31 protein-coding genes are annotated in these 23,845 nt (G+C 38.7%); 10 read left to right on the plus strand and 21 right to left on the minus strand.

The annotated features are described in order from the left end of the window. Positions 1–156: 156 nt before the first annotated feature. From rplS to rpsP, 7 genes are all read right to left on the minus strand, one after another. Complete coding sequence (gene rplS, locus KQI58_RS17655) at positions 157–504, minus strand: 50S ribosomal protein L19 (RefSeq protein WP_010746105.1); 348 nt, start codon at positions 502–504, stop codon at positions 157–159. Positions 505–646: 142 nt separating this feature from the next. Further along, the gene (locus KQI58_RS17660; protein WP_216410314.1) at positions 647–1,222 is read right to left on the minus strand and encodes a helix-turn-helix domain-containing protein; all 576 of its coding nucleotides are present in this window, start codon (positions 1,220–1,222) and stop codon (positions 647–649) included. Positions 1,223–1,391: 169 nt separating this feature from the next. Continuing rightward, positions 1,392–2,129, minus strand: coding sequence for a tRNA (guanosine(37)-N1)-methyltransferase TrmD (trmD, locus tag KQI58_RS17665; protein ID WP_216410315.1), 738 nt, complete (start codon positions 2,127–2,129; stop codon positions 1,392–1,394). Next, positions 2,119–2,643, minus strand: a complete 525-nt coding sequence (rimM, locus tag KQI58_RS17670) for a ribosome maturation factor RimM (RefSeq protein ID WP_216410316.1) — start codon at positions 2,641–2,643, stop codon at positions 2,119–2,121. Before rimM ends, trmD begins: the two co-directional genes overlap by 11 nt. A gap of 22 nt (positions 2,644–2,665) precedes the next feature. Beyond that, entirely contained in the window at positions 2,666–3,499 is an 834-nt protein-coding gene (locus tag KQI58_RS17675) for a hypothetical protein (protein ID WP_216410317.1), read from the minus strand. Between the two features lie 79 nt (positions 3,500–3,578). Continuing rightward, on the minus strand, positions 3,579–3,824 hold the full coding sequence (locus KQI58_RS17680) for a KH domain-containing protein (RefSeq protein WP_216410318.1): 246 nt from the start codon (positions 3,822–3,824) through the stop codon (positions 3,579–3,581). A gap of 11 nt (positions 3,825–3,835) precedes the next feature. Beyond that, positions 3,836–4,111, minus strand: a complete 276-nt coding sequence (rpsP, locus tag KQI58_RS17685; RefSeq protein ID WP_137619621.1) for a 30S ribosomal protein S16 — start codon at positions 4,109–4,111, stop codon at positions 3,836–3,838. Positions 4,112–4,305: 194 nt separating this feature from the next. On the opposite strand from rpsP, the gene KQI58_RS17690 reads away from it, so the two are divergent. Next, a complete protein-coding gene (locus KQI58_RS17690) occupies positions 4,306–4,860 on the plus strand; it encodes an NADPH-dependent FMN reductase (protein WP_016180740.1) in 555 nt (184 codons plus the stop codon). Between the two features lie 108 nt (positions 4,861–4,968). Next, positions 4,969–5,616 (plus strand): GNAT family N-acetyltransferase, encoded by a 648-nt coding sequence (locus KQI58_RS17695; RefSeq protein WP_216410319.1) that lies wholly within the window; start codon positions 4,969–4,971, stop codon positions 5,614–5,616. Positions 5,617–5,689: 73 nt separating this feature from the next. Here KQI58_RS17695 and KQI58_RS17700 read toward each other — a convergent pair whose 3' ends face one another. Both KQI58_RS17700 and KQI58_RS17705 read right to left on the minus strand, forming a co-directional pair. Then, positions 5,690–6,205: a dihydrofolate reductase family protein gene (locus tag KQI58_RS17700; RefSeq protein ID WP_216410320.1), complete on the minus strand. Its 516-nt coding sequence runs from the start codon at positions 6,203–6,205 to the stop codon at positions 5,690–5,692. 67 nt (positions 6,206–6,272) lie between these two features. Then, positions 6,273–6,854 carry a DNA-3-methyladenine glycosylase I gene (locus tag KQI58_RS17705; RefSeq protein ID WP_216410321.1) on the minus strand — a complete coding sequence of 194 codons (582 nt, stop codon included), beginning with the start codon at positions 6,852–6,854 and terminating at the stop codon, positions 6,273–6,275. Positions 6,855–6,990: 136 nt separating this feature from the next. Here KQI58_RS17705 and KQI58_RS17710 point away from each other — a divergent pair, with 136 nt between their 5' ends. Genes KQI58_RS17710 through KQI58_RS17725 form a run of 4 tightly spaced genes read left to right on the plus strand, consistent with a single transcriptional unit; the run spans position 6,991 to position 10,077 of the window. Then, on the plus strand, positions 6,991–7,368 hold the full coding sequence (locus KQI58_RS17710) for a GntR family transcriptional regulator (RefSeq protein WP_216410322.1): 378 nt from the start codon (positions 6,991–6,993) through the stop codon (positions 7,366–7,368). A 5-nt stretch (positions 7,369–7,373) separates the two neighbouring features. Continuing rightward, positions 7,374–8,258 carry an ATP-binding cassette domain-containing protein gene (locus KQI58_RS17715; protein WP_216410323.1) on the plus strand — a complete coding sequence of 295 codons (885 nt, stop codon included), beginning with the start codon at positions 7,374–7,376 and terminating at the stop codon, positions 8,256–8,258. Then, positions 8,255–9,466: an ABC transporter permease gene (locus KQI58_RS17720; RefSeq protein ID WP_216410324.1), complete on the plus strand. Its 1,212-nt coding sequence runs from the start codon at positions 8,255–8,257 to the stop codon at positions 9,464–9,466. The genes KQI58_RS17715 and KQI58_RS17720 overlap by 4 nt, the downstream gene beginning before the upstream one ends. Further along, positions 9,463–10,077, plus strand: a complete 615-nt coding sequence (locus tag KQI58_RS17725) for a VanZ family protein (RefSeq protein WP_367397950.1) — start codon at positions 9,463–9,465, stop codon at positions 10,075–10,077. The genes KQI58_RS17720 and KQI58_RS17725 overlap by 4 nt, the downstream gene beginning before the upstream one ends. Before the next feature lie 151 nt (positions 10,078–10,228). Here KQI58_RS17725 and ffh read toward each other — a convergent pair whose 3' ends face one another. Genes ffh through KQI58_RS17740 form a run of 3 tightly spaced genes read right to left on the minus strand, consistent with a single transcriptional unit; the run spans position 10,229 to position 12,459 of the window. Continuing rightward, the gene (gene ffh / locus KQI58_RS17730; protein ID WP_216410326.1) at positions 10,229–11,644 is read right to left on the minus strand and encodes a signal recognition particle protein; all 1,416 of its coding nucleotides are present in this window, start codon (positions 11,642–11,644) and stop codon (positions 10,229–10,231) included. Positions 11,645–11,659: 15 nt separating this feature from the next. Further along, positions 11,660–11,998, minus strand: a complete 339-nt coding sequence (locus tag KQI58_RS17735) for a putative DNA-binding protein (RefSeq protein ID WP_216410327.1) — start codon at positions 11,996–11,998, stop codon at positions 11,660–11,662. Next, the gene (locus KQI58_RS17740) at positions 11,998–12,459 is read right to left on the minus strand and encodes a DUF523 domain-containing protein (RefSeq protein ID WP_216410328.1); all 462 of its coding nucleotides are present in this window, start codon (positions 12,457–12,459) and stop codon (positions 11,998–12,000) included. The genes KQI58_RS17735 and KQI58_RS17740 overlap by 1 nt, the downstream gene beginning before the upstream one ends. Positions 12,460–12,577: 118 nt before the next feature. Here KQI58_RS17740 and KQI58_RS17745 point away from each other — a divergent pair, with 118 nt between their 5' ends. Both KQI58_RS17745 and KQI58_RS17750 read left to right on the plus strand, forming a co-directional pair. Then, complete coding sequence (locus KQI58_RS17745) at positions 12,578–13,273, plus strand: response regulator transcription factor (protein WP_216410329.1); 696 nt, start codon at positions 12,578–12,580, stop codon at positions 13,271–13,273. Further along, positions 13,270–15,006 carry a sensor histidine kinase gene (locus KQI58_RS17750; protein WP_216410330.1) on the plus strand — a complete coding sequence of 579 codons (1,737 nt, stop codon included), beginning with the start codon at positions 13,270–13,272 and terminating at the stop codon, positions 15,004–15,006. Before KQI58_RS17745 ends, KQI58_RS17750 begins: the two co-directional genes overlap by 4 nt. Positions 15,007–15,073: 67 nt before the next feature. Here the strand turns inward: KQI58_RS17750 and KQI58_RS17755 are convergent, their stop codons facing one another. Next, positions 15,074–15,946, minus strand: coding sequence for a phosphate ABC transporter substrate-binding protein PstS family protein (locus tag KQI58_RS17755; protein ID WP_216410331.1), 873 nt, complete (start codon positions 15,944–15,946; stop codon positions 15,074–15,076). Positions 15,947–16,191: 245 nt separating this feature from the next. Here KQI58_RS17755 and KQI58_RS17760 point away from each other — a divergent pair, with 245 nt between their 5' ends. Next, positions 16,192–16,392 carry a DUF4649 family protein gene (locus tag KQI58_RS17760; protein ID WP_216410332.1) on the plus strand — a complete coding sequence of 67 codons (201 nt, stop codon included), beginning with the start codon at positions 16,192–16,194 and terminating at the stop codon, positions 16,390–16,392. Between the two features lie 61 nt (positions 16,393–16,453). Here KQI58_RS17760 and KQI58_RS17765 read toward each other — a convergent pair whose 3' ends face one another. Beyond that, positions 16,454–17,620, minus strand: a complete 1,167-nt coding sequence (locus KQI58_RS17765) for a pyridoxal phosphate-dependent aminotransferase (protein ID WP_216410333.1) — start codon at positions 17,618–17,620, stop codon at positions 16,454–16,456. Positions 17,621–17,963: 343 nt separating this feature from the next. Between KQI58_RS17765 and KQI58_RS17770 the strand changes: the two genes are divergently transcribed. Next, a complete protein-coding gene (locus KQI58_RS17770; protein ID WP_216410334.1) occupies positions 17,964–18,347 on the plus strand; it encodes a hypothetical protein in 384 nt (127 codons plus the stop codon). Between the two features lie 44 nt (positions 18,348–18,391). Here the strand turns inward: KQI58_RS17770 and KQI58_RS17775 are convergent, their stop codons facing one another. From KQI58_RS17775 to ribF, 7 genes are all read right to left on the minus strand, one after another. Beyond that, a complete protein-coding gene (locus KQI58_RS17775) occupies positions 18,392–19,300 on the minus strand; it encodes a helix-turn-helix domain-containing protein (protein ID WP_216410335.1) in 909 nt (302 codons plus the stop codon). Between the two features lie 107 nt (positions 19,301–19,407). Further along, positions 19,408–19,593: a DUF6440 family protein gene (locus KQI58_RS17780; protein ID WP_216410336.1), complete on the minus strand. Its 186-nt coding sequence runs from the start codon at positions 19,591–19,593 to the stop codon at positions 19,408–19,410. A gap of 314 nt (positions 19,594–19,907) precedes the next feature. Further along, a complete protein-coding gene (locus tag KQI58_RS17785; protein ID WP_216410337.1) occupies positions 19,908–20,750 on the minus strand; it encodes a MerR family transcriptional regulator in 843 nt (280 codons plus the stop codon). Positions 20,751–20,773: 23 nt separating this feature from the next. Next, positions 20,774–21,514 (minus strand): ABC transporter permease, encoded by a 741-nt coding sequence (locus KQI58_RS17790; RefSeq protein ID WP_216410338.1) that lies wholly within the window; start codon positions 21,512–21,514, stop codon positions 20,774–20,776. Then, complete coding sequence (locus KQI58_RS17795; RefSeq protein ID WP_216410339.1) at positions 21,507–22,229, minus strand: ABC transporter ATP-binding protein; 723 nt, start codon at positions 22,227–22,229, stop codon at positions 21,507–21,509. Before KQI58_RS17795 ends, KQI58_RS17790 begins: the two co-directional genes overlap by 8 nt. 71 nt (positions 22,230–22,300) lie before the next feature. Then, positions 22,301–22,699, minus strand: a complete 399-nt coding sequence (locus tag KQI58_RS17800; RefSeq protein WP_216410340.1) for a GNAT family N-acetyltransferase — start codon at positions 22,697–22,699, stop codon at positions 22,301–22,303. Between the two features lie 150 nt (positions 22,700–22,849). Beyond that, positions 22,850–23,794: a riboflavin biosynthesis protein RibF gene (gene ribF / locus KQI58_RS17805; RefSeq protein WP_216410341.1), complete on the minus strand. Its 945-nt coding sequence runs from the start codon at positions 23,792–23,794 to the stop codon at positions 22,850–22,852. Positions 23,795–23,845: the final 51 nt, after the last annotated feature.

Raw genomic sequence — 23,845 nt, forward strand, 5'->3', positions numbered from 1 at the left:
TATTGGGTTTCATCTCTCTAGTTTAATAGGAAAAAGACCAGATGAAAAGCGGTCAAAAGATTGATGTATCAATCCTTTGACCGCTTAAAATGTTATACTTCCTTTAATGTTAAAAAAACCCTTGATTTCTCAAGGGTTCGAAATACATCTTTAAAATTAACGACGAATTTCTTTGATACGAGCTGCTTTTCCGTGTAATGCACGTAGATAGTAAAGTTTTGCACGACGCACTTTACCGTAACGAACAACTTCGATTTTCGCAACACGTGGAGTGTGTAGTGGGAAAGTACGTTCCACACCAACACCATTAGAGATTTTACGTACTGTGTAAGTTTCGCTGATGCCAGCTCCACGACGTTTGATAACAACGCCTTCGAATAACTGGATACGTTCGCGAGTTCCTTCGACAACTTTCGCGTGAACACGAACAGTGTCCCCAGGACGGAATGCTGGGATATCAGTACGTAATTGTTCTTGAGTTAGTTCTTGAATCAATGGATTCATCTTTATCATTCTCCTTATTCCAAACATTCATAGGACCACTTGTCCCAGCGGAATATCGTATAATAGATGAGTTTTACACTCACCTGAATATTCTAACAGACGAGTATCTATCTGTAAAGATAAAATTCTTGTCAGAAGATGATTATTTCAGTTTTCGTCGCGTTTTGATGAAGTGATTTTCCGCAAAATCAAGGCTGTCTTCACGAACATCAACCGTCAATCTGCGAGTAAGAAGTTCATTTTGGGTGATATTGATCAGATAGTAGATTCCTTTTTCCTTAATTAAGTAATATTTACTAGGATTACGCCAATGATCCTCCACTTCATGGATACCCGGAAGCAGTAAAAAATCGACAATCTTTTCTTTATTCGTCAATTTTCTTTTACGGTATAATTCACAGATTGTTTCCGCATTCGGAAATTTTTCTAATACAATTTGATCTTCCAACAAGGCATTTCCTTTGGGTTTTGTGTAATTCGATCGATCAATTGCTAGTTTGATTAAGTGATTATCAATCGGTTCTTGATCATTAACTAAATAATCGATACTCACTTTAAAAAGCTGGGCTATCCTCTTTAAATTCTCGATATCTGGAATTCCACGATTGGTCTCCCATTTAGCAACCGCTTGTCTCGATACCTCTAGTTTCTCTGCTAATTCCTTCTGCGATAACTCTTGCTCTAATCGCAATCGTTTAATTTTTTCACCACTAAGCATCTATTTTCCCCCGCTATCTTTTCTAATTCAATCATACAATTAATCAGTCGGTTATGGGAAGAAACTCTTTGTAGCAAAAGGGTTACGTAACGTAACAAGGTTGATTTAGCAGTATTTAATCAAAAACACTAAAAAAAGAGCCCTTTTTTTATCAAGGGCTCGACATACACTATTGTTCTTCTTGTTTAATCTCTACTAAGAGTTTTTCCATTTCAGGTGTCAATTCTAATTTCTCCAACATATCTGGTCGACGCAAATAGGTACGGCGCAGTGATTCTTTTAATTGCCATTCTTCAATTAAACGGTGATTACCATTCATCAGAACTTCTGGCACGGTCATCCCCTCGAATTCAGCGGGTCGAGTATACTGCGGGTGCTCCAACAGTCCAGTTGAATGAGAATCAGTTTTAGCCGAAGTTTGATTCCCCAATACTTCCGGCAGCAAGCGAACAGTCGCATCAATCATTACAACCGCTCCAAGTTCGCCACCAGTTAGGACATAATCTCCTAATGAAACTTCGTCCGTCACCAATGACCGGATTCGTTCATCATAGCCTTCGTAATGTCCGCAGACGAAGACTAATTGCTCCTCCTGTGAAAATTCCTCCGCCATTTTTTGATTGAACGGTTTTCCGGCAGGATCAAGTAAAATGACTCTTTTTTTCTGCTCACCAGTTTCGGCTTCGATAGCTTTCAAGTTGTCATAGATTGGTTGTACCTTCAGCAACATACCAGCACCACCGCCATAGGGATAATCATCCACTTGCATATGCTTATTTCCCGAATACTCTCGAAAGTCATGGACCTTGATCTCCAATAACTCTTTCTCGATAGCCTTGCCGATAATTGATTCGCCCAAGGGACCTTCAATCATTTTTGGAAAAAGTGTTAGTACATCAATCCGCATCGTCCAACAACCCTTCTGGAATTTCCACGTGGACGACCCCTTCGGTTAAATCAATGTCTTTCACTACCGATTCGATGTAAGGAATCAAGCCATCTTTTTTCCCTTTACGTTTAACCACCCAAACATCATTGGCTCCAGGGGATAAAATTTCAGTAATCTTACCGATTTCTTGGTCCTTCTCATCTACAACCGTTAGCCCAATAATCTCATGGTAGTAATATTCATGTTCATCTAACTCGCTTAACTGTTTCTCTGAGATTTTCAAAATGCCATCACGAAAAGCTTCAACATCATTGATATTTGGATAACCTTCAAAACTAAGCAAATCAAAATTTTTATGTCGACGATAACTTGCGATTGTTAGTGGAAGAACATCCTGCTTATCACGGAATAGGAAAAGCTGTTCTCCAACTTGATAACGTTCTTCCGTAAAATCAGTTGTAGAAATGACTCGGACTTCACCACGGATCCCGTGAGTATTGACGATTTTTCCGACTTTGTAATAATTAGTCACGTATTTTCCTCTTTCTTTTTATCTATTTTGCCATTGAGACAGCCATTTTTAAAGCGCTCATTGAATCACTATTCATGATTGTATAGACCGTTTGGTTATTTTGCCAAACGACACGATTGGATTGATAATCTCCTTTGGCTACACGCAATGAGATTTGTCCGGTATCATGTGGTACTGGCAAGAAAGCCCCTTCCAGATATTCAACTGTTTGTTTGGCTAGTGGAACCGGATCTTCTTGTTCAAGATTGTTTGCCTGTACGGCCAGACTCCAATTGCCCTCTTTCCACATAATAAAACTAGAACCCGCACCAGCACTTCGATAACCTGTGATAGTATGACCTAGATCTACCTGTTGACCATTCGCGTCATAAGTTTGTCCAACCTCATTTTTAGCAGTTTCTTTTGAGTCAAAGGCTTGGCGCTGGAAGTAAGCAACTGGTGTCTGATTCTTCAATGACGGATCGTTAAAGGGCGTTTCTTCATTTACAACGTAATAATTAACCTTCAAAATCCCTTGCTCTTCAGAAGCGCTGATCCCAATTTCCTTCCCGCCGCTGATGGTTGCCGGATCAGGAAACTTATCATTTGGGTAATTGGCTTGAAGTTCATCGATAGCTGCCATCCCGTGATTGCCATGCGTGGAATCTGTGCCGGATGAACTCGTCGCAGTCTTCGTGCTTGAAGTGGCGGACGAATTTGTACTTGTACTTGAATCACTTTTTTCCGAACGCACGGAACTGCTTTTCACAGTCGCAGCAGCGGTCGACTTCGTGGTGCTATCTTTCGAATCATTATTTCCTGAATTACAGGCAGCCAACACAAACAACGCGCTGCACAACAACAAATATTTTTTCATAATGGAACACCTCCACCCTTAGTTTACCGTATCTCTAACGAAAAAACACTCGAATCAAACTGACTCGAGTGTTCTTGCTTTATTTACCATCCACGATGTTGAGACGAACTTTTTTCGGTCCATTCGTTCGAACACTGTACACGATCGTACGGATCGCTTTTGCTACTCGACCTTGTTTTCCGATAATTCTGCCGATATCTTCTGGTGCAACGGTGAGGTTGTACTCAAAGAAATCTTTAGACTCTTCAATCTCTAGCTTCACTTCTTCAGGTTTGGTCACCAAAGGGTGAACAATGGTCAACACAAGGTTAGTTAAATCTTGCATAATTGATCACCTTACTTCTTAGCGAATTTAGCGTCGTGGTGTTTTTGCATGATGCCTTCTTTAGAAAGAATGTTACGAACGGTATCAGAAGGTTGTGCACCTTTTTGTAACCAGTCTAAAACATTTTCTTCTTTTAATACGACTTCTGCAGGGTTTTTCAAAGGATTGTAAGTACCCACAGTTTCGATAAAACGTCCATCACGAGGAGAACGAGAATCAGCAACAACGATACGGTAGAAAGGTTTCTTTTTAGAACCCATACGTTTCAAGCGAATTTTAACTGCCATTGTATAACTACACCTCCATATAATTAATCACAAGATGTAGTCTAACACGCTTTTAGTTAGCTGTAAAGAGTTTTTTCTTTACAGTCTTATTTTTCTTTTGAAGCATATCTTTTGCGTCTTTTACTTATTTTTTGTAAGATAATAAATGTAGACAACAACAGCGATCATAACGATCGAATTTAGGAGGAATTATTATGACAAAAACAATCGGTATTTTAGTCGGCAGTCTGCGCAAGGATTCTTACAATAAAATCGTTGCAAAACAATTTGCAGAATTGCTGCCTGATGGCTTTGAAGCAAAATTTATTGAAATTGGCGATCTTCCATTTTACAATGAAGATCTTGAAGTGGAAGGCTCTGTTCCTGAAGCTTGGACACGTTTCCGTAACGATGTAAATAGCGTCGATGGATTATTCTTCGTTACTCCAGAGTATAATCGTTCTGTTCCGGCAGCGTTGAAAAATGCGTTAGATGTTGGTTCTCGTCCAATGGGCAGCAGTGTTTGGGGCGGCAAACCTGGTTTAGTCGTGACTGTATCCCCTGGTGGCCCTGGCGGCTTTGGTGCAAACCACGCATTACGTCAATCATTAGTTTTCTTAGACGTACCTACTTTGCAACAACCAGAAGCTTACATTGGCGGCATTATGAATCTTGTTGATAATGACGGGCATATTGCTGATGGCACAGTTGAATTCTTTAAAACAATCACAGATAAATATATCGAATTCTTCAATAAATTAGTTAAATAATTTCACCAGAAGACTGCGGATACTGTTCTTAAATGAACGATGTCCGCAGTCTTTTTTGATGCACTTATTATGCTATACTTAATTTAGAATTAGATTGGAGGCTATTATTTGACTATTACCATTAGACTTGAAGAAGAACGAGATTATCGCAGGGTTGAAGAAATTACTCGCGAAGCTTTTTGGAATTTATATTTACCTGGAGCTGAGGAACATTATCTTGCTCACACGCTTCGCAAACATCCGGATTTTATTCCAGAACTGACCTTTGTCATTGAGCTAGATGGAAATATTATTGGCAGTATTTTTTATAGTAAAGCCAAAATCGTTGATGCTGATAACAACGAGTATCCAGTCATTTCCTTTGGTCCTGTTAGTATCGCACCAGAGTATCATCGACAAGGATATGGTCGAATGCTGATCGAACACTCCATCAATGAAGCAAAACGCTTAGGCTATGAGGCAATCGTACTGGGCGGCTTTACTTATCACTACCATACATATGGTTTTATTGGCACGAAGAAGTACAATATCTCCATGCCAGATGGAAAATTTTATACTGGTATTATGGCCTTACCGCTAAAAGATGGCGCGCTTGATGGTATTAGCGGTCGTATTGTCTTTTCAGAAGGGTTATATCCTGATCCCCAAGGATTAGAGGCTTTTGATCAAACCTTTCCTGAAAAAGAGAAGAAAGTCTTACCTTGCCAGGCAAAGTTTGAAGCAGCTGCAAGCGAAATCGATGAAAACGAGTATTAAGGCAAAACGCTCCTACTCTTTCCAATTGGAAAGGAACAGGAGCGTTCGCTTTTATTTTATAAAGAAATTTCGATCAAGCTTGCTTTAAATGTAGCTGTGCAAACTGACCGAACTGTTCTGTTTCGACCAACTTTAACTTTTGTTGATTGGTTTGTGGTAAGAAGAGCGGAACGCCCTCGCCTAATAGTATGGGTACGATTTGAATCCACCATTCTTCAATTAAGCCAGCTTCAATCACTGGCTGCAATAGCGCACCACCGCCCACAACCCAAATGGTTTTATCAGCTGGTAAAGTTTGAATGAACGTTATGGGATCCTCATTGATCACTTTCAGGTTGTCATCAACACGGATATCTGAGTGACTAAAGATAAAATTTTCCTTTTCCGGATAAAGAATTTCTAACTGTGCATCACGTTTTACTACTTCATAGGTTCTGCGTCCCATCATCGTATAATCAATCGCTTGATAAAATACATCATAAGGTACTAATTCGCCACCTTCTTGCTGATATAACCAACCTAAACCGTCTTCCTTATCCGCTAAATACCCATCTAAACTCATAGCTCCGTAAAAGACTGCGCGTGCCATCTAATCCCACCTCTTTCTTCTATTCATTTTATCAAGTGGCAACACCAATTCAACTTTATTGCCTATCTTATTCGTTTTGCTTCATCGTAGCGTTCAGTTCTTCATAGCGAAAACATGCCGTCTCATGATCGTTAACAATCCCGACTGCTTGTAAAAATGCATAAATCGTTGTACTACCAACAAATTTAAACCCGCGCTTTTTTAAATCCTTGGCAATCTGATCAGACAATTCTGTTTTTGCCGGTATCTCTGAAGCGTCGCCAATTTCATGATCTATTACTTGGTGATCTGTAAATCCCCACAAATAATCCGAAAAACTTATCCCTTCAGCTTGCAGCTCCAAGACCTTTTGTGCATTGATGATCGCCGCTTCGATTTTTCGCCGATTCCGAATAATTCCTGCATCCTCCATTAGAGACTCGATTTTTGCTTCATCAAACGCTGCGACCTTTTCAATCTCAAATTGTTCGTAGGCGTTGTCAAAATTATCCATCTTATTCAAAATCGTTTGCCAGCTTAATCCGGCCTGATTCATATCCAAAACCAACTTTCGAAAAAGATGTTGATCATCGTATTCTGGCGTTCCCCATACCGTATCATGATACACCTGCATATTTTCATTATTTCCTGACCATTGACACCGATACATCCTCATCACTCCTACTCTTAAATTTAAAAAAACGAACATACGCTCCCCTTCAGTATACCAGAAAATGAAAAAAAGTCATTGCCTAACCAAAGTGTACTATGTATACTAGTACACATAGAGACACGGAGGTGAGCGAATGGTTCGTATCGATAAAAATAGCAGTCGGGCCTACTACGAGCAATTAGTATTAGGAATCAAAGAAGATATCTTACAGGGCATTTTACAACCAGGAGACAAAATTCCTTCTGTTAGAGAAATGGCTAAGCAGCTATTAATGAACCCGAACACCATCAGTAAAGCCTATAAGGTATTGGAAACGGAAAAAGTTTTAGTCACAGTCAAAGGAAAAGGCACCTTTGTGCGAGGGATTGAAGAAACACCTCGAGATGAAATCCGGGTCCAAGAATTGAAAGACACTCTGAATGAATTAGTCATCGAAGCGCGACATCTGCAAATTACCCAAGAGGAATTATTGGCTTGGATTAAAGAAGCAGAAAAAAACTTGGGAGGTTAACCCCTATGAGGATTAAAAATTTAACTAAAAAAATTGAGGGGCAGTCCATTCTTAAAAGTATCGACTTTCAATTATTTGATAATGAAATCGTTGGTTTAGTTGGTCGGAATGGTTCTGGAAAAACGACTCTATTTCGGGTAATCGCTGGTCACTATCTCCCTGATAATGGAGAGATACTCATTAATCAAAAATCGATTTACCAACATCCGGAAGTAAAACAGGAAATTTTTTTTATTGACGAAAAAGAAAACTTTTTAAGGACCTACTCCCTGAATAAAATTGCGAAATTCTATCAGTTCGCTTATCCCAAATTCGATCAGCCATTATTTACGAATCTGATCAAGGAGCATGAATTTCCATTAAATAGAAATTACCGTCACCTATCAAAAGGACAACAAGGGTTGTTCCAAATTATTTTGGCTATCTGCTCCAATGCACGATACCTGTTGCTGGATGAACCTTTTGACGGATTGGATATTATTATAAAAAAGGAAATGATTGGATTATTGATGGAGCAATTAGGTGAACAATCACGAACTGCCTTAATTTCCTCACACAATTTACTAGAACTAGAAAATTTAATTGATCGCGTACTACTGCTAAAAAATCAAACCATCATTAAAGACTATCGACTGGAAGAAATGCGAGAACAGGCCAAGAAGCTCCAGCTTGTCTTTAAAACAAAAAAAGTACCGACAATTGTAAAGGAAAACTCTAAACTGCTGGACTTTCAAGGTCGTGTCGTTACTGTTGTCTTCGAAAATTTCTCAGCGGAACTTGAGCAAGCAATTAAAGCATACAACCCGCTGGTTTACGAAGAATTACCCTTGTCTCTAGAAGACCTCTTCGAAGCAAATCTAAAACCCTATCGAAAGGGGATGATGAAATGATTCGTTCCATTTTTATTGAACGCTATAAAAAGGCTTTGATTGCTGCTTGTTTGCTAGTAATTGGCTTGAGTGTTTGTACCGCTCTTGTACAAAATAATCAGTGGAAAAATTTATATAACAATCCTCCCTCTCAAATTGATTTTGAATCGAATCGTAACGAGTATAAGTATTACGATGAAGGAGAAATGGATTTTGTTCACTATAAATCTTATAAAGAGTATCGCGATGCGACGCGACTTTTTTATAATGTCTATTCTGGATATTCAGACTTTAGCATCAAAACGATGTCAAAAGCTGAAAACTATTCTAATAAGATTTCATACAGGTCAAGTGTAGGACAATTCTATATCGGTCTTTCTTTATTGCTAATTGTTCCTTTATTAGGTTTTTTACTCTTTTTTATTGACCAAAAAACAGGCTTCAATCAATTTCTCTTTTCCTTGCCACTTTCGCGGAAAGATTTATTTAAGAGCAAAATTATCTATGTGGCTATTCCTTTTCTACTCTCGATATTCGTTGGTCAATCACTCTATGCGTGTTTGATCCATACTCTTATCCCAGCACCTTATATGAATGCAACGTTAGGACAATTATTTATTTCCGTTCTGAGCAACTTCTGTTTGTTGCTAGTAATGTTTTGCTCTAGCGCATTTATTGGAGCAATGGTAGGAAATATAATTTTCGGTCCGTTAACTTGGATTGTTTATTGGTGTCTGATGATCCTACTTCCAAGAGCTGTTTATTCTTTAGGAAGTCTCATCTACACAGCGAAAAATATCATTCATAAATCATTCACTGAAACTCTGTTTGTTTTCTCAGTTGGAAAAATGGGAGGGCATTGGTGGATCAACTTGATTTTTATTATTAGTAGTATTCTTCTATTATTCTGGTGCTATAAAAAATATCAAACTCTTTCACTAGAAAATGATACGAACTATTTACTCTACAAAAAATCACGCTGGCTGATCTGGGGAATCATGACGTTGTTTACTACGTTCATTCTAAATATGACCTTTTTTAATTCCTGGATTTATTTTTTTAGCAGACGTGTTTACGAACAGGTTGATATTTCAATCAGCGGTCCAATCATAACAACTTTTTCAGTAACGTTAATTGTCGGTTGTATCTGCGCACTAATCGTATTCTTCACTGATATAACGAAGATCTTATCAAGAGCCCTTAACAAATTAACCCATCAAACGAGGTGAATCCTTTGAGTGCTTTAGACATTTTATTTCCAATTTATCGTTTTGGCTGTATTTTTCTTCCTTGCTTGATCTATCAGTACTTTTCACTAAGAAAGAAGCAAGAAAAAATTACTGTTTCTTCCATGGTTTGGCGCTTCATCTTTTTGTTCTACCTCTATCTAGTGATTGATGTGACCGGTGTCGGTACATTGGAAGACCTTTTAAGTTATCCAGAATTGCTTCGCCCCGATGAGATCAATCTGGTTCCCTTTCAATCAGGTGTTGGCATATTGAATCTTTTGAATATCATCATGTTTACACCGTTAGGCTTTTTATTGCCGTTAATTTGGAAACAGTGTCGCAAACTTGCCTCCACAGTTTTATTGGGCTTCCAATTTTCATTGATGATCGAACTGCTCCAATTGTTTAATCGTCGAGCAACTGATATTGATGATTTATTAATGAACACGTTAGGTGCATTTGCCGGTTTCCTAATTTGGCTGCTTTATCGTAAATTATTCAATAAAACTCCGAAAGATATCCAGTCTTTTTCGCAACGAGAACCACAGATTTATCTAATCTTAAGTCTTGCCGGTGTCTTTCTGTTTTTCCATTGGCGATTCTTTCTATAGCCTGACTCGATGAATAGAATTTTTTTTAACAGCCTATCTTCATCATGTATATGATTCCGCTAATTGTAAACGACTCAAATAAATAGCGTCTGTCTCTACTAAAACGAGACAGACGCTATTTATGTTTCACATTAGAAACAAACTGCTTCTATTATTTGCGTTTCTTTTTTCTCTTCTTGTTTTTCTTGACCATGCGATTCATCGCCATTTTACCCATTTTTCCTTTGACGCCTGAACCAAACATTTGATCCATTCCAGCAGGCATGCTGCCTTTGCTCATTTGCTGCATCATTTTCCGGGATTCTTTGAATTGCTTAATCATGCGATTAACTTCGACAACTGAGTTTCCTGAACCAGCAGCAATCCGCCGACGACGGCTAGGATTTAATAAGTCTGGATTTTCACGTTCAGCAGGGGTCATGGAGTAAACCATCGCTTTTTTACGTTCTACATCCTTTGGATCAACCTTGACATTTTCAATCCCCGGCATTTGACTCATTCCTGGAATCATCTTCAGTAAATCTTCGATTGGTCCCATGCCCATCACTTGGTCTAGCTGCTCAATGAAATCATTGAAATCAAAGCTGTTTTCCTTCATCTTGCGAGCAAGTTCTTCAGCTTTCTTTTCATCGTAATCTTGCTGGGCTTTTTCGATCAGCGTCAGCATGTCACCCATACCTAAGATTCGGCTAGACATCCGATCTGGATGGAAGACTTCTAGGTCGGTTAGTTTTTCACCAGAACCGATAAATTTGATTGGTGCTCCCGTCACAGCACGGATTGAAAGTGCCGCACCACCACGAGTGTCACCATCCAATTTAGTAATCACGACCCCAGTAATTCCTAATTGTTCGTTAAAGCTTTGGGCTACGTTAACCGCATCTTGCCCCGTCATCGCATCAACGACTAATAGAATTTCATTTGGTTGGGCAATTTCTTTGATTTGTTTTAACTCATCCATTAACGCTTCATCAATATGCAAACGACCTGCCGTATCGATCAAAACATAATCATTTTTATTTTCACGGGCTTGTTCCATCCCTTGACGAACGATCTCAACTGGACTAACATCGGTTCCCATATCAAAGACAGGCACATCTAATTGTTGGCCTAATACTTTTAACTGGTCGATAGCCGCTGGACGGTAAACGTCTCCTGCGATCATTAAAGGACGGGCTTTTTCATTTTTGATCAATTGATTAGCAAGTTTTCCGGCAAAGGTTGTTTTACCTGCCCCCTGCAAACCTGCCATCATGATAACTGTTGGGATTTTTGGTGATTTCTCAATTCCAACTGCTTCAGATCCTAAGGTTTTGGTTAATTCTTCATCAACGATCTTAACGATTTGTTGTGCAGGAGTTAAGCTTTCCAAGACTTCTACGCCTAAAGCACGTGTCCGCACTTCTTTGGTAAACTGCTTCACAACCTGCAAGTTAACATCGGCTTCTAATAGAGCGAGACGGATTTCTCGCATCATTTCAGTAATATCAGCTTCGGTAACCTTTCCTTTTTTACGTAATTTCCCCATCGCAGCTTGTAGGCGCTGCGTCAAACTTTCAAATGCCATTGCTTATTTTCCTTTCTATTCATCTAAATCTTGTATGCCGGTAATTGTTTCGGCTAAAAACTCATCCTTGGGATAATGCTCAGTCACATATAGCGCCAGTTTATCTAATTGCTCTTCTCTTACAATATAGTCAGAGAACAAATGGAGTTTGCGCTCGTAATCCTCTAAGATTTTTTCTGTCCTTTTGATATTATCATAAACCGCCTGACGACTCACTTGATATTCCTCAGCAATTTCTCCTAAAGAAAAATCATCGGCGTAATACAGCTCCATATAATTCATTTGCTTCTCAGTTAATAGCGTCGCGTAAAATTCAAACAACGCGTTCATGCGATTCGTTTTTTCGATCTCCATTACGTTATCCTCATTTCCTGCCAATTTTCTTCAGAGTAAACGGGTAAGCCTTGTTGGATAAAATACGCGGTTGCCACACCCATCCCTTTGATCCGAGTACCGGAAAAACTGCCGTCATAGATCAGGCTGCTACCACAAGATGGACTTCTCTCTTTTAAAACTAAGCCCGTAATCTTCAGCTTTTGTATTTCCTCAAAGGCCTTGATCGCTCCTTGTTTAAAGGCTTCAGTCAAATCATTGCCTTCCTTATCTAGAACTTTTGCTCGACCTTCCCATACGTCATACCCATCGCCGCCTTGTATCTCAGCAGGATGTCGTGGTGTAGGTAATCCACCCAACACTTCTGGACAAATCATGATTGCTTGATTCGCATCAACCAGCTTTTTCAACTCATCAATCTCATTTGCCCCACCATCATAACGACAAGCTATGCCGCCCAAACAAGCACTGATCCCTAGCATTGTTATTTCTCCCATCAAATTAATAGAAAATAGGTGACAAAACTGCCTTCCCATTATACCATTTATTCAGGTATGGAAATAGTCTTTCACAAATGTTCTTATAAAAAAGGAGACACATATGAAACGTGTATTAGTTGTAGACGATGAGATTTCAATCGTAAAATTATTGAGCTTTAATTTAGAAAAAGAAGGCTACGCCGTCACCACTGCCGAAGATGGAAAAGAAGGCTATGAATTGGCCTTAAACGAAAAGTTCGACTTCATTATTTTAGATGTCATGCTGCCATCAATGGACGGTCTGGAGATTGCAAAAAAACTGCGTCAGGAAAAAGTCGACACGCCCATTCTAATGTTAACGGCAAAGGACGACACCATTGATCGCATCCTAGGCTTGGAGATCGGGGCCGATGACTACTTGACTAAGCCATTTTCTCCAAGAGAGGTCTTAGCCCGCATGAAGGCGATCTTCCGACGTGTCGAACCGCGTCAGGAATCTGTTGAACACGAATTTTTGACTGCTGGCGATATTAAAGCAGATTTATCAAATTATCAGGTCACAGTTCGAGACAAAAAAATTGAACTAACACCAAAAGAGTTTGAACTGCTAGTCTATTTCATGAAACGCAAAGAACGAGTGATTGATCGCGATACTCTGCTTGATCGCATTTGGCAATATGATTTTTCTGGTCAAAGCCGAATCGTAGATGTCCATGTGTCCCATTTACGAGAAAAAATCGAAGTGGATCCTAAACATCCGCAATATTTACAAACCGTTCGGGGTTTCGGTTATAAGTTCCAGGTGCCAGCTCAATGAGACGCAAACATTTAGATTATTTTGTTCCTTTAGTACTTATTTGTTTACTCTTTCTCGGCAGTTGGAAATTAGCCAATCATTTCTATACAAAAGAATTATTGGAGCAGCAGGAAGAATTTTTGAGTAGTAATGGTGAACTAATAATCCATCGATTGGACCTCAATCACCTTGATTCTGACGAAAATAAGAAAGCGATAGAAAATTTTTCTAAAGAGGCCAATGATCGGATCACCTTGTTAGATGCTGACGGAAAAATTATTTTTGACAGTTCCGAACCACATCTCTCAGGAAGTCGAGAAAATCGACCAGAAGTAAAAATTGTTTTAAACAGCAATAATATTGGTTCTTCCGTTCGCTATAGCAGTACTTTAAAAACAGAATTACTGTACACAGCTCAACCCATCAGAGCTGCCGATAAAACGGTTGGTATTTTGCGAGTTGCCAAAAAAACCTCTGCCTTTCAACCGAAAACACGAAACTTCCAGCGAACAATTTTCGTTATTTTATTGCTTTTTTATACATTCATTTATTTGATTATTTGCTACTTAACCTATCAGCGGAATCGACCAATCGAAACCGTACTCCCGGTTTTACAGCGGATGTTGAAGGAACCAGAGAAAAGCAATTATGTGATGCAGAACTCGCCACAGTGGCAGGAGCTTTATGTCACAGTGAATCAGATTAGTGAACAATTGAATGCGACCTATGCCGCCTATACATCGACGGAAGAGCAATTTTCCACCCTTTTTCACGAACTGACGATTGGTGTCTTCATCATTGATACCGAAGGACGTTTTATTATGATTAATCCCGCTATGGAAGAGCTGCTGCAAATCGGGGGTATTAGTCAGCAATATTATTGGCAAGTGATTGAGGATCATAAGTTCATCCAATTGATCCAACAGGTGTTAGTCGATAAAAATCAAGTGCATCAGGAAATCTCGACTAAACTACCAAGCTCGATGAATTTGGATATTCGCCTACGTTATATTGAAAATGAAATCAAAGGTGATCAAATCATGGGTACCGTCTACGACTTGACACATGTTCGTCGTTTAGAAAAAATTCAAAAGGATTTTGTCGGTAACGTCTCCCACGAATTAAAAACACCGGTAACTTCATTGTTGGGATTTGCCGAAACACTCTTGGACGGTGCAAAAGATGATCCCGAGCTGACCACAGAATTTCTGACGATCATGCAAAAGGATGCCAAGCGATTGCAGCGACTGATTCAGGATATCATCGAATTATCAAAGGATAGCGATGATCTAGCAGAAGATCGGCAAACGATTGAGCTAAATTATTTTTTGCACCAGCAAGTTGAGTTATATCAGCATTTACTAAAAGATAAACAGATCACTGTCACGATTAATGGCGCAGAAAATTGTTTCTACCAGACACGTTTGACCTTCTTTCAACCGATCATAAAGAATCTTTTTGAAAATGCGATCCAATACTCGCCTGAAGAAAGTCATATCGAAGTAACCTATCATCTAACTGACCAATTAGAAATAACTGTAACAGATCATGGCATCGGTATATCAAAAGACGATCAAAAAAGAATTTTTGAACGTTTTTATCGTGTGGATAAAGCCCGAGCTCGCCATTCTGGCGGGACCGGATTAGGTCTTGCAATTGTTAAGGAATACAGCGAAATTCTCGGCGGAGAGGTTAAGGTCGAGAGCCACCCTCACTTAGGCTCCACCTTTACAGTCACATTACCAAACAAATAAAAGTAACCCCGTTAGTACATTCATTACGAAAATACTAACGGGGTTCGAATTTTTTTACTTTTAATTATTATTTCACTGTTCCATCAGCAGAACGTTCAACCTCCATTGAAGTAATTGGCAGATAGCCCAGTTCTTTCACCGGACCATTTTGCACATCATCACTAACCATGTATTCCAAGAAATCTGCTAACGCTTTTTCTGGTTTGCCATTTGTATACATGTGTTCATAAGACCAGATTGGCCATTTATTAGTAGTGATGTTTTTATCATTAGCTGTGACGCCGTCTAATTGTAGGGCTTGTAAACTGTCATCAACATAGGATAATGCTAAGTAGCTAATTGATCCGGGAGTTTCTGCCACAATTTTTTTCACCGTTCCTGATGAATCCTGTTCTTGTGACTGAATTGGCTCTTTTCCATCTAAGCCCCATTTCTCAAAAGTCGCACGAGTACCACTACCAGAAGCACGATTAACTACCTGAATTGCTTCATCCTTACCACCGAGTTCTTTCCAGTTTTTGATTTTTCCAGTGAAAATATCGATCAGTTGTTGTTTAGTGATATCCTTGACACCAACATCCTTGTTAACAACTGGAACAAAACCAACGACTGCTACTTTATGATCAACTAACTTACTAGCATCTACGCCATCCTTTTCCTCAGCAAAAACATCGGAATTTCCAATTTCAACCGAGCCGCTCTCAACTTGACTTAAGCCGGTTCCGCTTCCGCCTCCTTGCACAGAGATTTGAACATTCGGATGATCTTGCGTGTAGCTTTCTTGCGCTGCATCAACTAACGGTTGTAAAGCTGTTGACCCTACCGCTGTAATTTTCGCCGTATCCTCTTTTGCTGAACCCGAATCCTTCGTTGCATTTCCAGTACCACACCCTGCTAAAAGAATTCCTGAAAATGCGAATGCTAAAATAATTTTCTTCATCATGTACGCTCCTTAATTTAGATAGTAAACATTTCCATAAGAGAAGCGGCAGTAAGCTTTTACCGTATCTCTTATTTTTAGTACACTGATACTTTACCAATGAAACGTAAATATCTGATTGAAGCGATGTAAATGAACCGTAAAGAACTGTAAATATTGAGTAAAGACAAAATTCCTTACTTTATATTAGTTTTGATGTACAATACTCATGCAATAAAAATTATAAACGAGAGAAGCGAACTGACATGTTAGTGATTACCTATGCATTAAACGACTCAGAAAAAGAAAAAACTTATTCCAGTGCCAATGATTTTGTCGCTGCACAATTAAAAGAAGTTCCCGATCTGCCTGATTATTACCATGTGGTAAAAGCAACTGTTGATGGCAACGAGATTGATTTGAAAGACAAAACGATCAGCGGTCTATTCAACTACCTAAACATGTAAATAAAGTTTATGATAAGCAAAAAGAAACGATCAAACCAAAATAGATTTGATCGTTTCTTTTTTATTTTCCTAAATAGGCTGCCAAACGGTTCATCGCTTCAACCAAATTCTCCATTGAAGCGGCATAACTAATCCGGACATAGCCTTCACCTTCTGGGCCAAAGGCAATTCCTGGAATAATCGCTAATTGATTCTTCTCAGCTAAATCAATACAAAAAGCCATCGAATCTTGCTCATATTCAGCTGGAATCTTCGCAAAAATGTAAAACGCTCCTGATGGACGTGCTACCTCAAAGCCCATTTTCGTCATTGCTTGATAGACATAATCCCGTCGTTCGCGATATTCTTCCCGCATCACTTCTGCATCAGAAATTCCTTGTACTAATGCTCGAACAGCAGCTTTTTGTGAGATTGTTGAAGCCGCAGTGACTAAGTACTGATGAACTTTAATGATTTGTTCTACCAATTCCGCCGGAGCAAAAATAAAGCCAATCCGCCAACCAGTCATCGCATGCGATTTTGACAATCCATTGATCACAATTGTTTGTTCGCGTAAATATTTTCCAAATGAAACGTGTTTGGTTTCATAATTCAATTCACTATAGATTTCATCACTAATCACAAAAACCGGATACTTCTTCAATGTTTCACTCAAGGCAGATACTTCGGCTTCATTATAAGCAACGCCTGTTGGATTTGATGGCGATGTAATAATGATCGCTTTCACCTTATCGCCATGTTCTGCCATCGCCTGATCAATCTGTTCAGGCGTTAACACAAAACCCGTTTCTCGCGTATCAATATAAACAGGTTCAGCACCTGCTAGTAAGATTAATGGTTCATAGCCTGGATAAGTTGGAGCTGGAAGCAGTACTTTATCACCAGCTTCCAAAATGGATAACAAACTTGCCGATAAAGCTTCCGTTGCTCCTACAGTCACTAGCACCTCAGTCGTCGGCTGATAATTGACCGCATATTTTTCAGATAAAAAACGACTCGCAGCTTCTCGAACATCTATCAAACCAGACATGCCGGTATAATGACTAAAATTATCTTTAATCGCCTGTTGCCCTGCTTCTTTTACGTGTTCAGGGGTATTAAAATCCGGCTCTCCTAACGTCAACTTCAACATATTAGGAATTCCAGAAACTTTTTCATCAAATTGACGAATCAATGAGACGGCGATTTCATAGACATTTTTGTTAAATCGATCTTGCAATTTATTCATATAACCCCTCCATTTCTAATCATATTATCACAAAAGCTCAGATAGTAAAGAAAAAATATCGGCTGTATGGTAGTGATTTGAAAAGAATTGATGATCTTCCATGAATTGTTTCAACACTTGCAGGCTTTTTTTAGACGTTCATTCGTTTAATGACTCTTTCTTTTTTATAATCGTAAAAACTATTTCAAAATAAAAAAATTTAGCTCTAAATAACTTATGATTCATTGATAGCAGCATAAAAGAACTTTCATTATCCAAAGCAATTTGTCGTTTTGTGTTGAATTGACCATTTAACAATCATAAAATAACCATACAATAAACGATTGTCGAGGTGGTCCCTACAATGAATAAGAAAACAATCATGCGTATACCTTTTGTTTTCTATTTAATTCCTTATGTTCATCTATCTTTAGCAATTGATTACCTGTTTGATTCAATCATAGGGATCTTTCTATTCTTGCTCCTTACTGTAATGATTGGTTTTTATGCAAAAATTACTCAACAGCTATCTTTGTTGGTTTTCGGTAATCTTATCAATATCATATTGAGCTGCTCCTTGATTGTTTTTAAAAGTCCTTTAGTTAGCTTATATCACTCCTCTTCACCTTTTGAAGCAGCGATTCCATTGATCGTTCTCTTTTTGATGACACAATTAACCGGGATTTTTTGGGGCTATATCCTTCACAAAGAAGCCTCAATTTCAATCAGTAAAGAAAAAAAGAACTAAAAAACTTCGGATCATCAATATAATTGATCCGAAGTTTTTTTCTATCAAATGTTTTCTAAATCTTTGGTCGGTTTAATCCATATTTCAATCCTCGGCTCATCCGTTACATTCACGTATTTTTGTACCAGGAAAGGAGCCATATCTTCCATCTCTATTCCGTGTCTTTTGAGCCAAGTTCCAAAGAAATAATCGTTAGCTTTGTACAAAGCATCTTCAACCAAATACTTGAAGTTTTCTGCTTCAAACGTGCAAACATAATAGTTTCCAGGTTCCATTCGATACTGACAATAATCCGCAAAAGTTTGATCATCAGATAGTCCACCTACAAAGTATTGGACTTTTCCAGGAGTGGTATCACTCGTGAAGCAGTCGATGTGAACCCCATCCTCAATTAAATTAGGAATCGTCTTCTGTTTCTCATGGAAATCATCCCATAACTCAATCAGAACATTGACGCCTACTTTGTTCATTTCAACAGAATCGACTTGCTTGGAAAAACCAGTATAGTATTCCGTTTTTGTCAGTTCTCGCCTATTTACTTCAAGAACTAGATCATCTACCACCAAAGGTACCCCTTCATCCACCAGCGTATAATAAATTGATAGATCTGGCTTTAAAAAATCCGTTAATAATAGATCATTTTTACGATATGTTTCCGGTGTAACACCATAGATTTCTTTGAAGGCTTTTGTAAAAGTTTCATGACTGTTAAAACCGAACTCACAAGCAATATCAGCAATCCGTTTATCACTCTTCAATAGCGGTTTAGCATTTGCCACTCTTCTCGCCTTGATATACTCATTAACTGTTTTTCCAACCAAACGATTAAATAATTTTTGAAAATAGTATACCGATAGATAAGAAACCTTTGCTAACTCTTCGATCGATAACTCTTCCTTGATATTTTCTTCCACATAATCCACTGACCTTTGAATAGCATCCCAAGCATGCATCTAACTCACGCCTTATTTAAATAAATCTGATTTTCATGCCGCCATCATCTTTATGAGAAAATAGTAGCATATCTTTTAGATGCAGGCTTGTTCGCTAGTGCTGTCTGCTATTTGTCTAACTCTTCAATTGGTGTGATTACTGGTTTGCCATCTTTATCTAATAGAGGTGTCAATCCTCCAGCATAGCCTACTTTGTTGAACATGTAGTTGACACCTGTCTCCCGATCAACAAAAATCATAATCGCATCCAATTTCCCTTGAGAATAAACCCTTACAAAACGATCCTTTGCCATTTCAATTCCTTCTTTCTATTTTTTGTATAACGTTTTCATGAAACTAAATCTAGCGTAGCATAACCAAGACAACCAAACAATTGCTTATGGTCATTATTCTTCAAAAATGCACAAAATTAGCGTAAAAAAAGGATACACTTACTCTTATTTTGCATAGGATCTGTCTATTTTTCTTTTGCCACATTTACGATTAAAAATAAAATTTTATCTCGAACTTTCAATAGCTTCGAAACTCAAAATTTTGAAATGAAATAGAAAAAAGTTCTGAGCTCGAACTGTGAACTTAGAACTTTTTTTCTGTAATCTGAGAAAGCTTATTGCGAAGCTTTCTCAGATTTTTTTACAGGTATTTGAATCTCTGTCAGCCAGTCGTCTTCGCTATCTTTATTCCACATACCATCTATATAACTTTCTCGAACAGGGCCAACTATTTCATAATCATTGTCCTCAACAAACTTAATCGCTGCCGCGAATGCTTTAGGAATATTTTCATAAGGCCCTTTGTGCATTGTACAGACAGCTTGAGGAACTTCATCAATTCTTTTGAATTTCAATTCATCAGTTTCTTCTTTCATTTCAACCACAGATTCGCAGACTTCAATATCAATGTTCTCTTCCTTATACCCTGCATCATGATAAATATTGAAGCAGTACTCTGGCAATGCACAGACACAACCAGCCTTCTCCATCTGTGAAGCCATTTCGGGAATCATTGAAGAAAGTGCCTCAAAGCTCGGAATGATTTTCCTCATTGATGCCACGATGACTTCTGGTAATCGCTTGATCACCATGTGATAATTATCATCCTCTTGCTGCAAATACCCTTCAATCTGAGAAAGCATCGACATGCGATCAGAAATTTCTTTCAGCAGCTGCTGTTTTTTTCTTTGCAAGATTCGCTGCTCGCTTTCTCCATCTTGCACGCGCTTGATTTCTTCTATACTATAGCCAATTCTACGCAACGCCAGTAAACGATGCAGCGGCTCCAGTTGACTCGAACTATAGTAGCGGTAGCCGTTATCAGGATCGATAAAACGGGGGCGAAGCAGCCCCACTTCATCGTAATAGCGTAGTGCTTTGATTGTAACCTGATTCATTTTCGAAAACATACCGATTCGATATAATTGCTCCTGAACTTTTTCACATTCGTGATCCAATTACTCAACCCCCTATTTTCTCATTACTCCCAGCGAAAGAATTTTGCCGCTAAACCAAATCCCACGATTGAAATCACGATCAATAATATCAGGACAAATTGTGGATTTCCGACTGGTTGATTCAAACTAACGCTTTTTAACAATTGAACACCTTGAGTTAAGGGAAGCACGCTGGCTACTTTCTGCATTCCTCTTGGAAAGATCTCAAAGGGAATCACTGCACCAGATAAAAAGAGCATCGGAAAATAAACCAGACTGCACACAAGGTTTGCGATCTTCATATTTTTACATAGACTTGCGATCAATAATCCTAAACTGTACATAGCAATCATAACTAAAAAATAACTAGCAATCAACAAGACCCAATTTCCCTGCATTCTATAATCAAGAAAGACGATGGCTACCAGTGCAACAAATCCGGCAGAAACGATTGCCGTTGTCATAGCTACTAACACTTGAGTTGCGATTAAATGTCCGGGTGAAGCGGGGGTCACAAAAAAGTGCTTCAAGATTTTTTTATCGCGATAATCACAAATCGTCAACGGAATTCCCATGAATGCAGTGGCGCAAATGCCAACGACTAAAAGTGAACTAAAGCTGCTATCTAAAAAAGTATAAGAAGTATTGCCCGCTTGCTTGTTCCCAGCGATCATTGTCGTCAACAGTAAAACACCCAGTGGCATTCCGATCCCAAATAAAATTCCGTCAATAGAACGAATCGCCAGTTTTCCTTCAACCTTTGCCAAATTGATTACCTTATTCATCTTCGTCCTCCCCTACAAACCAAAGATACGCGTCCTCTAAATTACTCTGAGAACTCTCCGCCAATAATTCTGGAATACTTCCTTCAACGACAATGCTACCACGCTTAATGAGGCAAATACGATCACACAGAATCTCAGCCTCCTCCATATAATGCGTCGTCAAAAAGATCGTTAAATTTGTCTTCTTTAATTTTAGCAAGGTCTGCCAAACTGTTCTGCGTGCCTCCGTGTCTAATCCAGTCGTCAACTCGTCCAAGAAAATAATCTCTGGATCAGGAATTAATGCTAGCACGATCGACAACTTTTGCTTTTCTCCGCCTGATAGCTTCTCAACAGATTGTTTTTCAAACTTCTCTAATTTAAACAATTTCAGCAACTCATAGTAATCTCTAGGTTTTTGATACAAACTAGACAGTTCTTGACAGAGCTCATTCACACGAATATTGTTTTGATAGCTGGAAGATTGTAGTTGGACTCCAACTTTTTCGAAAACTTCTCTTCTTCGCTTGCGTGGATCTAGTCCTAAAATTTTTGCTGATCCGTAATCCGGTCGTTTAATCCCCAGCAGTGTTTCAATAGTAGTCGTTTTCCCTGCTCCATTTGGTCCCAATAGACCAAAAACTTCACCCTTATTGATGGTGAAGGAGAGTTGGTTGACGATTTTTCTACCGCCGATTTCTTTCGTTAATTGATCAGCTGTGATAGCTATACTCATGATGATCCTCCCCTTTCATTAACAGAATACTGTCTCCTGTTAAGGGAGAGTCAACAGCGTGCGGATAATTTTTATTGCGGCTTCACAATGAAAATCGTTCCCTCTTTTTGATAGCCTTGCTTTTCGTAGTAAGGATCAACATCGCTCATCACATATACCGTTTGGTCAGGAAAATCTTTACAGGCTTGCTCCATTAACAAGCGACCATAGCTTTTTCCACGACAATCAGCATCTACTAATAAATCATAAACATATATGCCAAAACCGTCATCTTCTCGGCAACGAGCATACCCACAAATCTTTTCTTTCTCAAAAAGTAAATAAGTTGTTGATGTCAATAAAGCTCGCGCGTATTTTTTCTTCCCCTCACCAATACAATAGCCAGCCCAATCGGACTCTTTTTTCATCATTTCAAATAAAGCGTCTGCATCCTCCTCTTGATAAGGGCGAATATACCAAGAACTTTCCATCTAAAAAACTCCTTTTATTTTATACTAACAAATAACCATCAAAATACTAGAACTTACACAATTTAATAGATTGCTATTTTCTAATAAAACAACGTTAACTACAAATGGTGGAATCAAAAAAGGACACTCATTTTTGAATGTCCTACTTACTTAACCCTTAAAATATTCTCTAGTAGCCTTTTCGTCTATCTCAAGCTGCTGAATCAATCCTTCAACTGATTCAAAAGCTACTTGTCCCCGCAACATATGATACCAGCGTACCTTAACTTTTTCACCATAAATTTCTTCATTAAAGTCTAAAATATTGATCTCTACTGTCAGCATGCGATTGGTTCCAAAAGTGTCATTATGGCCTATCGAACCCATCGCCGGATACCATTGATCGCCAATCTGAATCTCATTGACATATACCCCTTCTTTGGGCAATTTCATATCATCGGGCACTTGGATGTTTGCAGTTGGATAACCCAGTTTTCGTCCCCGCGCTTCGCCGTGAATCACCGTCCCGATGATCTCATAGATATAGCCAAGTAAGTGGTTGGCTTCGTCTAGTCTTCCTTCAGACAATAAGCGGCGGATTCGTGAAGAACTAATTTTTTCAGTTTCGTCTTCTTCTGTCTTTTTAGCAACAATTACTACCTCAAAGCGATCTTTCGCATAGTTAGGTAAGTTTTCGGCATCAGCCGTTTGGTCTTTTCCAAAATTGTAATCAAAGCCTGAAACTGCCACTTTTGCATGTAGCCCTACAATGTATTGATCGACAAACTCTTGAGGCTTTAACGCAGCGAACGAAGAGGTGAAGGCTACCTCATATAACAAATCAACACCAAGCTCTGACATCCGTTCTTCTTTCTGCTTCAAAGTCGAAAGATATTGAATCGGCTTGCTCTGTACTTGTTGAAAAACAATTGCCGGATGCTGATTAAACGTCATCACAGCTAATTTTAAATTTTTTTCTTTCGCAATTTTTTTACCAGTATTAATGACCTCTTGATGACCACGATGAACACCATCAAAAAATCCTAACACCAACACACAATCTCCAGCAGGAATTTCCTCTGATTTATATGGATGCCGCAATTTAACAATTTCCATTTAGTGTGCCTCCTAATTCATAGTAATGTATTTATTTTTCTTGAAGAAAAA

Origin of the sequence: Enterococcus raffinosus (assembly GCF_018917525.1) — a bacterium.
Classification (GTDB): Bacteria; Bacillota; Bacilli; order Lactobacillales; family Enterococcaceae; genus Enterococcus_A; species Enterococcus_A raffinosus_A.

Coding starts and splice junctions, on each gene's coding strand:
- rplS (WP_010746105.1), bottom strand. CDS start 504: ATGAATCCATTGATTCAAGAACTAACTCAAGAACAATTACGTACTGAT.
- KQI58_RS17660 (WP_216410314.1), bottom strand. CDS start 1,222: ATGCTTAGTGGTGAAAAAATTAAACGATTGCGATTAGAGCAAGAGTTA.
- trmD (WP_216410315.1), bottom strand. CDS start 2,129: ATGCGGATTGATGTACTAACACTTTTTCCAAAAATGATTGAAGGTCCC.
- KQI58_RS17675 (WP_216410317.1), bottom strand. CDS start 3,499: ATGAAAAAATATTTGTTGTTGTGCAGCGCGTTGTTTGTGTTGGCTGCC.
- KQI58_RS17680 (WP_216410318.1), bottom strand. CDS start 3,824: ATGCAAGATTTAACTAACCTTGTGTTGACCATTGTTCACCCTTTGGTG.
- rpsP (WP_137619621.1), bottom strand. CDS start 4,111: ATGGCAGTTAAAATTCGCTTGAAACGTATGGGTTCTAAAAAGAAACCT.
- KQI58_RS17690 (WP_016180740.1), top strand. CDS start 4,306: ATGACAAAAACAATCGGTATTTTAGTCGGCAGTCTGCGCAAGGATTCT.
- KQI58_RS17700 (WP_216410320.1), bottom strand. CDS start 6,205: ATGGCACGCGCAGTCTTTTACGGAGCTATGAGTTTAGATGGGTATTTA.
- KQI58_RS17705 (WP_216410321.1), bottom strand. CDS start 6,854: ATGTATCGGTGTCAATGGTCAGGAAATAATGAAAATATGCAGGTGTAT.
- KQI58_RS17710 (WP_216410322.1), top strand. CDS start 6,991: ATGGTTCGTATCGATAAAAATAGCAGTCGGGCCTACTACGAGCAATTA.
- KQI58_RS17715 (WP_216410323.1), top strand. CDS start 7,374: ATGAGGATTAAAAATTTAACTAAAAAAATTGAGGGGCAGTCCATTCTT.
- KQI58_RS17720 (WP_216410324.1), top strand. CDS start 8,255: ATGATTCGTTCCATTTTTATTGAACGCTATAAAAAGGCTTTGATTGCT.
- ffh (WP_216410326.1), bottom strand. CDS start 11,644: ATGGCATTTGAAAGTTTGACGCAGCGCCTACAAGCTGCGATGGGGAAA.
- KQI58_RS17735 (WP_216410327.1), bottom strand. CDS start 11,998: ATGGAGATCGAAAAAACGAATCGCATGAACGCGTTGTTTGAATTTTAC.
- KQI58_RS17740 (WP_216410328.1), bottom strand. CDS start 12,459: ATGCTAGGGATCAGTGCTTGTTTGGGCGGCATAGCTTGTCGTTATGAT.
- KQI58_RS17745 (WP_216410329.1), top strand. CDS start 12,578: ATGAAACGTGTATTAGTTGTAGACGATGAGATTTCAATCGTAAAATTA.
- KQI58_RS17750 (WP_216410330.1), top strand. CDS start 13,270: ATGAGACGCAAACATTTAGATTATTTTGTTCCTTTAGTACTTATTTGT.
- KQI58_RS17755 (WP_216410331.1), bottom strand. CDS start 15,946: ATGAAGAAAATTATTTTAGCATTCGCATTTTCAGGAATTCTTTTAGCA.
- KQI58_RS17760 (WP_216410332.1), top strand. CDS start 16,192: ATGTTAGTGATTACCTATGCATTAAACGACTCAGAAAAAGAAAAAACT.
- KQI58_RS17765 (WP_216410333.1), bottom strand. CDS start 17,620: ATGAATAAATTGCAAGATCGATTTAACAAAAATGTCTATGAAATCGCC.
- KQI58_RS17770 (WP_216410334.1), top strand. CDS start 17,964: ATGAATAAGAAAACAATCATGCGTATACCTTTTGTTTTCTATTTAATT.
- KQI58_RS17775 (WP_216410335.1), bottom strand. CDS start 19,300: ATGCATGCTTGGGATGCTATTCAAAGGTCAGTGGATTATGTGGAAGAA.
- KQI58_RS17780 (WP_216410336.1), bottom strand. CDS start 19,593: ATGGCAAAGGATCGTTTTGTAAGGGTTTATTCTCAAGGGAAATTGGAT.
- KQI58_RS17790 (WP_216410338.1), bottom strand. CDS start 21,514: ATGAATAAGGTAATCAATTTGGCAAAGGTTGAAGGAAAACTGGCGATT.
- KQI58_RS17795 (WP_216410339.1), bottom strand. CDS start 22,229: ATGAGTATAGCTATCACAGCTGATCAATTAACGAAAGAAATCGGCGGT.
- KQI58_RS17800 (WP_216410340.1), bottom strand. CDS start 22,699: ATGGAAAGTTCTTGGTATATTCGCCCTTATCAAGAGGAGGATGCAGAC.
- ribF (WP_216410341.1), bottom strand. CDS start 23,794: ATGGAAATTGTTAAATTGCGGCATCCATATAAATCAGAGGAAATTCCT.